The 11,546-nt window shown below is 60.4% G+C and carries 13 protein-coding genes; 6 read left to right on the top strand and 7 right to left on the bottom strand.

The window, feature by feature from the left end:
* Window positions 1-7: 7 nt before the first annotated feature.
* Window positions 8-994 (top strand): Gfo/Idh/MocA family protein, encoded by a 987-nt coding sequence (locus AC13QE_RS15495; protein ID WP_488484316.1) that lies wholly within the window; start codon window positions 8-10, stop codon window positions 992-994.
* A gap of 7 nt (window positions 995-1,001) precedes the next feature.
* On the opposite strand, the gene AC13QE_RS15490 is transcribed toward AC13QE_RS15495, so the two are convergent.
* Together AC13QE_RS15490 and AC13QE_RS15485 are read right to left on the bottom strand one after the other, a co-directional pair.
* Entirely contained in the window at window positions 1,002-1,388 is a 387-nt protein-coding gene (locus AC13QE_RS15490) for a GtrA family protein (protein ID WP_488484315.1), read from the bottom strand.
* Entirely contained in the window at window positions 1,385-2,398 is a 1,014-nt protein-coding gene (locus AC13QE_RS15485; RefSeq protein ID WP_488484314.1) for a glycosyltransferase, read from the bottom strand. The genes AC13QE_RS15490 and AC13QE_RS15485 overlap by 4 nt, the downstream gene beginning before the upstream one ends.
* 239 nt (window positions 2,399-2,637) lie before the next feature.
* On the opposite strand from AC13QE_RS15485, the gene AC13QE_RS15480 reads away from it, so the two are divergent.
* Entirely contained in the window at window positions 2,638-4,476 is a 1,839-nt protein-coding gene (locus AC13QE_RS15480) for a hypothetical protein (RefSeq protein WP_132715580.1), read from the top strand.
* Window positions 4,477-4,559: 83 nt separating this feature from the next.
* Here AC13QE_RS15480 and AC13QE_RS15475 read toward each other — a convergent pair whose 3' ends face one another.
* Window positions 4,560-4,787 (bottom strand): homogentisate export protein, encoded by a 228-nt coding sequence (locus tag AC13QE_RS15475; protein WP_132715581.1) that lies wholly within the window; start codon window positions 4,785-4,787, stop codon window positions 4,560-4,562.
* A gap of 238 nt (window positions 4,788-5,025) precedes the next feature.
* Between AC13QE_RS15475 and xseA the strand changes: the two genes are divergently transcribed.
* Window positions 5,026-6,639, top strand: a complete 1,614-nt coding sequence (gene xseA, locus AC13QE_RS15470; RefSeq protein WP_132715582.1) for an exodeoxyribonuclease VII large subunit — start codon at window positions 5,026-5,028, stop codon at window positions 6,637-6,639.
* Window positions 6,639-7,229: an NAD(P)H-dependent oxidoreductase gene (locus AC13QE_RS15465; protein ID WP_132715583.1), complete on the top strand. Its 591-nt coding sequence runs from the start codon at window positions 6,639-6,641 to the stop codon at window positions 7,227-7,229. Before xseA ends, AC13QE_RS15465 begins: the two co-directional genes overlap by 1 nt.
* 74 nt (window positions 7,230-7,303) lie before the next feature.
* Here AC13QE_RS15465 and AC13QE_RS15460 read toward each other — a convergent pair whose 3' ends face one another.
* From AC13QE_RS15460 to AC13QE_RS15450, 3 genes are all read right to left on the bottom strand, one after another.
* Window positions 7,304-8,557, bottom strand: coding sequence for an aminopeptidase (locus AC13QE_RS15460; RefSeq protein WP_488484313.1), 1,254 nt, complete (start codon window positions 8,555-8,557; stop codon window positions 7,304-7,306).
* Between the two features lie 93 nt (window positions 8,558-8,650).
* Complete coding sequence (gene ybaK, locus AC13QE_RS15455; protein WP_488484312.1) at window positions 8,651-9,124, bottom strand: Cys-tRNA(Pro) deacylase; 474 nt, start codon at window positions 9,122-9,124, stop codon at window positions 8,651-8,653.
* A 3-nt stretch (window positions 9,125-9,127) separates the two neighbouring features.
* Window positions 9,128-9,490: an ArsC family reductase gene (locus AC13QE_RS15450; protein WP_488484311.1), complete on the bottom strand. Its 363-nt coding sequence runs from the start codon at window positions 9,488-9,490 to the stop codon at window positions 9,128-9,130.
* Between the two features lie 154 nt (window positions 9,491-9,644).
* Between AC13QE_RS15450 and AC13QE_RS15445 the strand changes: the two genes are divergently transcribed.
* Window positions 9,645-10,166, top strand: a complete 522-nt coding sequence (locus AC13QE_RS15445; RefSeq protein WP_488484310.1) for a MarR family winged helix-turn-helix transcriptional regulator — start codon at window positions 9,645-9,647, stop codon at window positions 10,164-10,166.
* Window positions 10,167-10,287: 121 nt separating this feature from the next.
* Window positions 10,288-10,449 (top strand): hypothetical protein, encoded by a 162-nt coding sequence (locus AC13QE_RS15440; protein ID WP_165915179.1) that lies wholly within the window; start codon window positions 10,288-10,290, stop codon window positions 10,447-10,449.
* Between the two features lie 6 nt (window positions 10,450-10,455).
* Here AC13QE_RS15440 and AC13QE_RS15435 read toward each other — a convergent pair whose 3' ends face one another.
* Window positions 10,456-11,517 carry a peptidase M14 gene (locus tag AC13QE_RS15435; RefSeq protein WP_488484309.1) on the bottom strand — a complete coding sequence of 354 codons (1,062 nt, stop codon included), beginning with the start codon at window positions 11,515-11,517 and terminating at the stop codon, window positions 10,456-10,458.
* Window positions 11,518-11,546: the final 29 nt, after the last annotated feature.

Genomic DNA, 11,546 nt, shown 5'->3' with positions numbered 1-11,546 from the left:
AAAGATCATGCTGCGTTTCGGAATTCTGTCGACGGCGAAGATCGGCCGGGATTTGGTCGTGCCCGCCATTCAGGATGCGGAAAACTGCGTCGTGGCTGCCATCGCCAGCCGCGATCTCGGCCGCGCCAGGCAGATGGCCGACCGCTTCTCCGTGCCGCATGCCTTCGGCTCCTATGAAGAGATGCTCGCCTCCGATACGATCGATGCCGTCTATATCCCGCTGCCGACTTCGCAGCACGTCGAATGGACGATCAAGGCTGCCGATGCCGGCAAGCATGTGCTGTGCGAAAAGCCGATTGCGCTCAAGGCGGATGAGATCGACAGCCTGATCGCCGCGCGCGACCGCAACAAGGTACTGGTGACGGAAGCCTATATGGTCACTTATGCGCCGGTCTGGCGGAAGGTTCGCTCGCTGCTCGCCGATGGCGCCATCGGCCGTCTGCGCCATATCCAGGGTGCCTTCACCTATTTCAACCGCGATGCCGGCAACATGCGCAATATTCCCGCGCTCGGCGGCGGCGGCCTGCCCGACATCGGCGTCTATCCGACGATCAGCACCCGTTTCGTCACGGGCCGCGAACCGCTGCGCATTCAGGCAGTGACGGAGCGCGACCCGGAATTCGGCACCGACATCTACTCCAGCGTCAAAGCAGACTTCAGCGATTTCGAACTGACCTTCTATATCTCGACGCAGATGGCCAACCGTCAGGTCATGGTCTTCCACGGCACCGAGGGTTTCATCGAGGTGAAGTCGCCCTTCAATGCCGATCGCTATGGTGCTGAAGAGCTGGAGCTGACCAATCGCGGCCATTCGGAATCGCAGATTTTCCGTTTCCCCGACAGCCGCCAGTACAGGCGCGAGGCTGAAGCTTTCGCCTCTGCCGCGCTTGGTCAAGGCGCCGAGGTCGTGTCGCTGGAAAGTTCGAAGCTCAACCAGAAGGTCATCGACGCCATCTACCGCGCCAGCGAGAAGGACGGCTGGGAACCTGTTTGAGGGTTTGTCACAAATTCTGCCGGTGGCGGAAGACGAAGCGTGAATAGCCGAAGAAGCTGAACGCTGTTGCCGCCGCCGATGCTAGCGTCAGCGCAATGATCGGTCTTAATGACGGCTCGGTCATCAGCAGCGAGCTGAAGAGGGTGTAGTTCAGCAGAGCCGAGGTCAAACCGACCGAACCGTAGCGGAAGCCTTCCGCCGCAAGCGAGCGGTCGGATCGGCCGAAGGTGAAGTTGCGGTTGAGGACCCAGGTGGCAAGCAGCGCGCTCGGGATCGAAATCGCACGGCCGACGAAGGGGCCGAAGGGCGTGAACCAGAGCAACAGATGCAGCACGCCCGCATCGACCACGAAGCCGACACCGCCGGCGATCAGGAAGCGAAAGAGCTTCTTCATGCAGCCTTGGCCCTTTTTTTCCGGCTTGCCGGCTTGTCGATCTCAGCCATGTAAACCGTCCTGTCATCTTCGCTTTCGTGCGAGGAGGGCTTGGGTAGGCTCATATAGTGAATGCGCAACTGTTCGGCGCGGGCGCGCGCCACGGAATCGAGGATGATACCAGCCGTGAACAGCATGAAGGCGATCATTGTCAGCGCCAGGGAGAGCATCCAACTCGGCATGCGTAAGACCTGTCCGGTTTCGAAATATTCGATGAAGACCGGAATGGAGAAGCCAATGCTGAGCTCCATGGCGACGGCGCTCAGGATGCCGAAAAAGGCGAAAGGCCGCGTTTCCTTCATCAGCATCGCAAACATCCAGAGGATCTTGCCACCGTCGCGGAAGGTGGACAGCTTCGAATGCGAGCCTTCCGGCCGCCGACCGTAATCGAGTTCCAGTTCGCTGACGGGCAGCTTCAGCCTGGAGGCATGAACCGACATTTCCGTCTCGATCTCGAAACCGCCCGACACGGCAGGAAAGCTCTTGACGAAGCGGCGCGAAAAGGCCCGGTAGCCGGAAAATATATCGGTGAAATCGGCGCCGAAGATGCTGCGATAGAGCCAGTTGAAAATACGATTGCCGAAGGCATGACCCTGCCGGCCAGCGTCGTTGCGAACGTTGCGGCGGGTGCCGACCACCATGTCGGATCCCTCGGTCAGCAACGTGCGGATCAGCTCTTCGCCGTCTTCGGGCGCATAGGTGCCGTCGCCATCGGCCATCAGATAGATGTCAGCTTCGATATCGGCGAACATGCGGCGCACCACGTGCCCCTTGCCTTGCCGACGCTCGCGCACGACAGTCGCGCCGGCAAGCATGGCATGCAGCGCGGTGCCGTCCGTCGAATTATTGTCGTAGACATAGATCGCGGCTTGCGGCAGCGCCTTGCGGAAACCGCGCACGACCTCGCCGATCGTTGCGGCTTCATTGTAGCAGGGCAGGAGGACGGCGATATTCAGCTTCTCATTCGACATGGTCTTGGCCGGTTGCTGCGTGTGAAGTCAAGTCGAGGCCCGATTGACGATCCGGGCGAGAGCTTATCCCGCGGGCTGTTAATAAGACCCTATGGCTGCCTAATAAAAAAGGCGGGATACCGGCGCTGCGAAAAACATTATCGTGATAAAAGCAGCTGTAGGCAGCGGCTTTACTTTTTTTTGATCGGCAACCGTTAGCGTATCGCCCCGACTATCCTTCCAACATGGGGTTCATCGAGATGGCGCAAACGCTGGCAATGCCGCCCGAGGCAGCTGGAACAGCAGAAAAGAAGGCGCCTCTGCGTTGGTCTCATTCTGCCCTCGTCGCTCTGGCCTATGCCGCCATCGTCATCGTCGCACAGCTCATCATTCATCGTAACCTTGCGGACTATGTCGGGCCGGACAATGACGACGCCATGCGTCTTGTCGAAGTGCGCGATTTTCTCGCAGGCCAGGGCTGGTTCGACATGATGCAATACCGTCTCGGCCTCGCGGGCGGGACGCTGATGCACTGGTCGCGCTTCATCGATCTGCCGATCGCAAGCCTCATCCTCTTCTTCCGAATGTTCCTTTCACCGGAAGGCGCCGAGGCGGCCGCGCTGACGGTATGGCCTCTCATGCTCGTCCTGCCGCTGATGTTCTTCATGGGTCTTGCAGGTCGGCGCATCGCCGGCGTGGAAGGCATGCACTTCTCGCTGGTTCTGACGGCGCTGTTTGTCCTGCTTTCGCCGCGCTTCGTGCCGGGCTCCATCGATCACGACAATGTTCAGCTCGGCCTCGTCGCGTTTACTGTCGCAATGCTCGTCGACGAAAGTTACAGACCTCGCAACTTTGCGATGGCCGCCATTGCCCTTGCCATCCAGCTCGGTATCGGCGCAGAGACAACGCCCTTTGTCGCCGTCGCCTGCATGTCGGTTGCCTGTTTGTGGGCCTGGAAAGGCGAGATATTCGCACCCGCTGCAAAGGCTTTTGCCCTGACCTTGACGATCGCCGTCAGCGCCGCCTTCTTCTCGCTGGTGCCGCCGCGTCTTTACTCGATGGTCACATGCGACAATCTCTCGCTCGGCTTTTACGGCATCACCAGCGCAGGCTGCGTCGGGCTTCTCCTGTCGTCCGTTTTTGCCAGCCGTCTCTCCCGGCCCTGGCGCATTGCAATTCTCGCGGTCAACGGCGCATTCGTGTTTGCGATAACCGTCGCACTTGCGCCGCAATGCCTGCGCAATCCGCTTTCCGACCTGGACCCCATGCTGGTGGATTTCTGGCTCAGCAGAGTGGCCGAGGCACAATCGATTATCTCGGTGGCCCACCGTCAGCCGGATACGCTCGGCGTCTTCTACGCAACGGGTCTTCTGGCGATGCTCGTCTGCGCCTTTCGTATCCTGCGAGGCACCCGGCCGAGCCTCCACGCAATGCTGATGGCGCTGATCGCGATCAATTGGGTGATCACGCTGGTGCAGGTACGCGGCACAGAATTCGCCAATCTCCTGGCCATACCGCCACTGGCATTGATGATCGCCGAATTGCGAAAAAACTACATGACCGATCCCAAGAATCTACGTGCGATCCTGCTTTATGGGGGGACATTATTGGCTTCTGTCCCAGCCGTTTGGGCCGTGGGCGGCGCGCTTGCAAGCAAGGGGGTCGTCAATGGTCTTATGGTCGCGGCGCCGGTCAAGGCGGAGGAGACTGCCAACTGTATATCCCAGCAGGCCCTGCGACCGATCGCGGGTCTTGCGCCGGGGGTGGTCGCGGCGGCTTCCAACCTGGGAGCGCCGCTTCTGCGCTTTACCCCCCATCGCACCCTCTCCGGCCCCTATCACCGCGATCCTGATGGAATGATGGCCGAGCTGCTTATTGGCCTTGCGGAGCCGCAACAGGCAGAAGCGCTTCTGCATGAGGCGAAGGTAACGATTGTCGCCTTCTGTAAGGGGGATCCGCAGGTGGAGTTAGTGAGTGAGCGGGCGCCGAAGGGACTTTATGCGCAGCTGACTGCTGGGCATATTCCCGTCTATCTGGAGCCGATTGCGGCGCCGGCGGAATCGGATGTGCAGTTCTTCCGCGTCAAGCCGCAGAATTGAGCTGGAGCTGTTCAGCTCTGCGCGGAATCTCCAAACCACGCTACTGCGAGCGAGAAGCCGCAGAATATTCTTAGATATTGTGTCTAAGCCCGGCGCTGTTCCAGCATATCCGCTGTCATGAGATAGCCGATAAAGCCGAGATTGTAGCCGCCGAGCGCGATAAACAATGTCGTCAGCGGCGGCGGAACGATCGATATCGCAACGGCCGCCATGAAGGCGATGCTCACCAATGCCACGCCGAACAGGGCGCCGATCGTCGAGCGCTGCAGGCCGGCGGCAATTCCGATGATCGTGGCGGTCACGAATATCATCGCTCCATATCCTCTTTACCAAGAACCAGTTTGCACAGGTTTACGCGCGGATGGCTAAGAAAGGCTTTGTCGATAAGGTTAACGCTTGATGAAGCAATAGGCTCCACGCCCGTTATGGGACATGCAAAGGAGGCGGCAGTACCTTAAATATGCGCGCAATCCTGTCTTTCGATCGATTCAGACTTAAGCGGTATGCGCAAGGCTCCGCATTTACCGCGACATCGGCTAGAAAGAGGACATGAGCAGCTTTTTTGAGAATGATTCGCCCTCGAACCTGACGGAATATTCCGTCTCGGAACTATCCGGATCGATCAAGCGCACGGTCGAAAATGCGTTCGATCAGGTGCGCGTGCGCGGGGAAATTTCCGGCTATCGCGGTCCACATTCCTCAGGCCATGCCTATTTCTCGCTGAAGGACGATCGCGCCCGCATCGATGCGGTGATCTGGAAAGGCACATTTTCCAAGCTGAAATTCCGCCCTGAAGAGGGAATGGAAGTCATTGCAACAGGCAAGGTGACGACTTTCCCAGGCTCCTCGAAATACCAGCTCGTCATCGAAACCTTGGAGCCTGCCGGGGCAGGCGCCTTGATGGCGCTGCTGGAGGAACGCAAGCGCAAGCTCGGTGCCGAAGGCCTCTTCGATCCCGAGCGCAAACGCCGGCTGCCCTTCATGCCCAAAGTGATCGGTGTCGTAACCTCGCCGACAGGCGCCGTCATTCGCGATATCCTGCATCGTATCTCCGATCGTTTCCCCGTGCACGTCCTCGTCTGGCCGGTGAAGGTGCAGGGCGAAGGCTCCGGCGATGAAGTGGCCAACGCCATTCGCGGCTTCAACGAATTTGGGGCCGGTGGCCCGATCCCGCGCCCGGACGTGCTGATTGTCGCACGTGGCGGCGGCAGCCTCGAGGATCTCTGGAGTTTTAACGACGAGGCGGTCGTCCGCGCCGCAGCCGCGAGCGAGATCCCGCTGATCTCGGCCGTTGGCCACGAGACCGACTGGACCTTGATCGACTATGCCGCCGACGTGCGCGCCCCAACGCCGACCGGTGCGGCGGAAATGGCCGTGCCTGTTCGGGCCGAATTGGAGGCGCAACTCGCAAGCCTTGCGGCTCGGCTGCAGGGGGGGATGACGAGACAGATGGATCAACGGCGGCAGGCGGTTCGCGCGCTGCTGCGCGCCTTGCCTTCCCTCGACCAGATCCTGGCTCTGCCGCGCCGGCGCTTCGACGAAGCGGCCGCCGGCCTTGGCCGCGGGCTGGAGCTGAACACGCTCAACAAGCGCCGCTCCTTCGAGCGCACCGCTTCGCAGCTGCGGCCGGATATCCTGTCGAACCGGATCACCGAGCGCCGGCAGCAGTTGAGCGAGCGAATGACCCGCGCGGAGCGAACCATCGAGCGCATGCTCGACCGCTCTCATGCCCGCATCGAACGGGCCGATGCCGTTTTCGCTACCTTGCCGTCACGCCTCGAAGCGCAGACGGGCAGGGCGCGTGATCGCCTCGGCAATCTCGTCCGTCACGCCGATACGGCCATCCGTCATCAGCTGACGCGCGCGCGCAGCGAGCTTACGGCGCAGGAGCGTATTCTGCAGTCGCTCTCCTACAAGAACGTCCTAAAGCGCGGCTACGCCGTGGTTCGTGACGAGGATGACCGCCCGGTTTCGTTGGCGGCGGCACTTTCGGCAGGTGCGGCTATTTCGATCGAGTTCGCGGATGGCCGCGTCGGGGCGGTCGCCGGCGGTGATGTCCCGCCTTCGTCTTCATCCACGCCATCAGGCGCTACGCCTGCGAAGAAGCGGGCAACCAAACCGGTAGAACCCGCCGCTCCGCCGAAGCAGGGAAGCCTCTTCTGATGCGTATCCTGCTGGTGCTGGCTCATCCGCTGGAGGATAGTTTTGCCGTCGCCGTGGCGAAGATTGCACAGGAGACGCTTGTTGCCGGCGGGCACGAGGTCGATCTGCTCGATCTCTATCGCGAGGGCTTCGATCCGCGTCTGTCCGAAGCCGAACGGCGCGGCTATTTCGACCAGCCCTATGATACCTCTGGCGTCGATGCCATCGTCGCACGACTGCAGGCGGCGGAGGGACTGATCCTCGTCTTTCCGCAATGGTGGTTCAATTTTCCGGCGATCCTCAAGGGCTTCTTCGACCGCGCCTTTGCGCCCGGCATTGCCTTCACCCACGATGTCGCCGGCGGGCGTATCGTGCCGAAGCTCACCAATATCCGCCTCTTCTGGGCGCTGACGACGACCGGTTCGCCCTGGTGGATCGTGCACCTCTATATGGGCAATCCGGTGCGGCGCCTATTGAAGCGCGGCATAGCCGCTTTCTGCGCCAAGCGGTTGAATTTCCGCATGCTGGCGCTGCATGACATGGACCGTATGACCGAAGCCGGACGCAAGGCGCATCTCGAACGCATCAGGCGAGCGCTGGCGACGATCTGATCTCACGATTTCCGAAAAAAATATGCCGCGGCAGAGATACCGCGGCATGATCGCATTCGAATATCTGAACTTGGTTATGCCCACTCGCCCTTGCGCATGACCGGCACACGCGAGCCATCGGCGTTGATGCCGTCAATATCAACCTTGTCGGAGCCGATCATCCAGTCGATATGGATCAGGCTGGAATTGCCGCCCTGCGCCTTGATCTGCTCCTGGCTGAGCTTGGCGCCGTCGATGAAGCACTTGGAATAGCACTGGCCGAGCGCAATGTGGCATGAAGCATTTTCGTCGAACAGCGTGTTGTAGAACAGGATGCCGCTTGCCGAAATCGGCGAGGAATGCGGCACCAGCGCCACTTCGCCGAGCCGGCGGGCGCCTTCGTCGGTGTCGAGCACCTTGTTCAGCACTTCCTCACCGCGCGTTGCCTTGGCCTCGATGATCCGGCCGCCTTCGAAGCGTACCTGGATATTGTCGATGAGGGTGCCCTGATGCGACAGCGGCTTGGTGGAGGAAACATGGCCTTCGACGCGCAGCGCATGCGGCGTGGTGAAGACCTCTTCCGTCGGGATGTTCGGGTTGCAGGTAATGCCGTTCTTCGCGGTGGAGGCGCCACCATGCCATTCATGGCCATCCGCCAGACCGACGGTCAGATCGGTGCCCGGTCCCTGGAAATGCAGGGCGGAAAAACGCTGGCCGTTCATCCAGGCCGAGTGCTTGTGCAGATTGGCATTGTGTTCGGCCCAGGCGGCGATCGGATCTTCGACGTCGACGCGCGAGGCCGAGAAGATCGCCTTGGCGAGCTTGGCGACTGCGATTGCCTCCGGGTCGTTCGGGAAGACGAGCTTTGCCCAGGACGGGTTCGGGTAGGAGACGATGTTCCAGTTGGTGTCGAAATTCGAGATTTTTTCCAGCGCCGGCTTGTAGGCGGCCGAGTTGGCGCGGTTGGCGCGCGCCACCTTGTTGGGGTCCTGGCTGGACAGGAGCATCGGATTGTCGCCGGAAATGGCGAGGCGTGCCGTATTGTTGGAGAAGGCCTTGGCCATGCCCTCATAGAGCCATGTGGCGGCGCGGTCGAAGCTCGCATCCTGGCCGTATTCGTAGCGGGCGAGCGTGGTCTCTTCGTCGGAATAGAAGGTCGAGACGAGGCCGGCGCCGGCCTTGTAGGCTTCGCGCGTGATCAGCCGAACCAGCGGCATCGCTGCGACCGGCGCTGTTATCAGCAGATCCTGACCGGCCTGCAGCTGCAACCCGACCTTTACGGCCACTTCCGCAAGCTTTTCCAGCTTGGCGTGATCGACGGGATGATGGTTGGGGGAGGCTGATGTCATGACAAAACCTGCTTGGCTGATATCGAAGATGGTCTGAAGACTTAGACCGGTTTGCGGCGAAATTGAAGGCGCTTTGTCCGATCTTGCAGATCGTCAGGCAATCAGGGGCGCAGCCTTGGCTTTGAGAGCAGCCAAGGCATCCTGGGGGCTGAGGCACACCTGCAGCCCGCGCTGGCCGCCATTGATGTAGACATAGGCCTCGGTCATCGCCTGCGCCTCGATCGCTGTGGGAACGAGCTTCTTCTGGCCGAAGGGGCTGATGCCGCCGACATGATAGCCCGTCAGGCGCTCGGCATCGGCAGGCTTCATCATATTAGCCGACTTGCCACCGAAGGCTGCGGCGAGCTTCTTCATGCTGACTTCGTGGTCGGAGGGCACGACGGCGCAGACGGGCTTGTCATCCACCTCCGCCATCAGCGTCTTCAGCACGCGATGGGGTTCTTCGCCCAAGGCCTCTGCGGCCTGCAGGCCGACACGTTCCGCATTCGGGTCATAATCATAGGCATGCACGGTGAAGGCGATCTTCGCCTGGGTCAGCACTTGCGTGGCGCGGGTGGTCTTGGACATGGCTTATCTCAAGGCGGCCTTGCCGAATGCAGCCGCATAAATATCCGGCTTGAAGCCGATGAGCAATTTGCCGTCCGCTTCCAGCACCGGGCGCTTGATCATCGAGGGCTGCGCCATCATCAGCTGAATGGCCTTGTCCTTCGAAAGGTCGGTGCGATCCGCTTCCGGCAGGGCCTTGAAGGTGGTGCCGGTGCGGTTGAGCACCACTTCCCATCCGGCTTCCTTGGTCCAGCGCTCCAGATGATCCCGATCGATGCCCACGGCCTTATAGTCGTGGAAGTCATAGGCGATGCCATGGCTTTCGAGCCAGGTGCGGGCCTTCTTCATCGTGTCGCAGTTCTTGATGCCGTAAATGGTGATCGTCATGGCGAATCCGTCTTTTGCTGTCCGATAGGGCATAACACGCGAACAAAGGCGGATGAAAGCCGCTCGGACGGGGAAGCAGTTCTCTCGCCCGTTGCAGTTGCCAGCAATAATCGCATAAATATGCAGCATGCATACTTATGGCGCGAGTTGGAGCATGGCGACGGACAAGGAAATATTGCGGTTGGAAAATCTCTTTGGCGCCATGAGCCTTGCTCTGGTGGACAAGATGGAAAAGGCCTTTGTCGATGAAACCGGCCTTGGCCCGAGCGCGACCGCCGCAATCATTCAAATCGGCACCGAGCCGGGGCTGACGATCGAGACCCTACGCCGAATGATCGCGCTCTCCCATTCTGCCGCCGTGCGCCTTGTCGACCAACTGGTGGCGTCCGGTCTCGCGTTGCGCGCCGGAGGCGTCGAGGGAGACAAGCGTGCCCGATCGCTGCAATTGACCAAGGCCGGGCAGGTGCTGTTCGACAAAAGCCTGGCGGCACGGCGTGCTGTCATTCATCGAGCTTTCGCCGTGCTCGGGCCTGAAGAGGCGATGCAATTCGGCCATCTCATCGAGACGCTGCTGCCGGCCTTGGTCGATCTCGGCGATGACCAGGACGTGGTCTGTCGCGTTTGCGATCAGGGCGCCTGCGACCAGGATCGCTGCCCGATTGCCTTCATGACATAGCCACGAGATAGGATCTTGACAGTTTCACCATATATATGCACACTGCATACATATATTTCGAAGGACGGTAGTTGCTGCCTTCGATGATCTGAACATTGCCTGCATCAATTCGATCGGAGGCATGATCGTGATGGAAAATCGTTCAATTATTATCCAGCTAACGAATATCGTGCGCGCACTCCTTGCTGGCGGGCAGTGTCACATTCGCTATTTGGGTGCGCTTCTGCGGGAATCAGCGGCGATCGCCTTCACTATGCGCTGTAAGGTGATCGATCGCCGCTAGAGGAAATCAATCCTCAAGTGTTCCTGGTTTGCGGGCGACGGAGCTTGCTCTGTCCGAACCGATCTTCATAAGATCGCCGCGCCGGCGCACCAGCCGGTCCGATACTCGGGTGACGATCAGACCTGCTTGCGGCGCGCGGACCTCAATGGTCCCGTTCGCCATGCCCGGCGCTGTGATGATCGTTGCCAGCAGATCACCTTCTTCAACGCGCTCGCCGATATTGCGATGGAAGAGCACTGTACCCGCCTGCGGCGCGCGGATCATCTCGACATTGTCGAGCGGCACGGCCGGGCCGTCGAATACACCGAGCGCAACGCTGTCATCACGGACTGCGCCGCGCGCAGCCAGGAAACGCCAGAGCCCTTCGGCATCTTTCCTTGCCATCTCGGGATAGACGTCGCGTGTGCCGCGCAACTCGACCGTCACAGAGAGCTTGCCCGGCAGCCTTGCCTTCTTTTCCCCCGGCACTTCGTATTTCCAGGCGAAGCTGACGGCCTCCTCGAAGGCCGAGCTTTCGCCATCCGACAGCAGCACGGCATCCATCTTCAGCGCCGCGGCAAGATCGGCGGCCTCGGGCCAGAATGCCTCGTCGATATAGGCATATTGCAGGGATTCGTCATCGCAATGCAGATCGATCACCAGATCGGCACCGAGCGCCATATGGATCAGCTGGCGCTTCAGCCGGTCGACGGCGGGGTAGCGTTCCAGATTTTCGATGAGGAGATCGCGGTCGCGCAGCGAGATCAGCAGGAAATCGCGATTGAAATTGGTACGCGAGCCCAAGTCGAAGCGCCCTTGCATCTCGCCGAAATGCGATTGCGCCGCGCCGATCGGATTGGCATGCGGCACCACGACGATATCGCTGAGGATCGCGCCTTCGGCTTCCGCTTTCCGAAGTCGCTCGCAGAGGAAGTGCACCAAGGCAGTTCCCGGCAGTTCACCGGCGTGCAATGCAGCCTGAATGTAGATCTTCGGAGCGTCTGTCTTGCTGCCGGAAAAATGCAGGACGGGCAGTCGCCAGGCGATCCCCGGAGTGTCGCCTTCGATGACGATTTCGGTGACGTTCATGGGCGGGCCTCCTGCTGATGATAATCAGA

The sequence above is a fragment of the Martinezella sp. CNPSo 3957 genome (assembly GCF_057784395.1).
The sequence above is the reverse complement of the archived record's forward strand: the minus strand, read 5'-3'. Positions and strand labels throughout refer to the sequence as shown.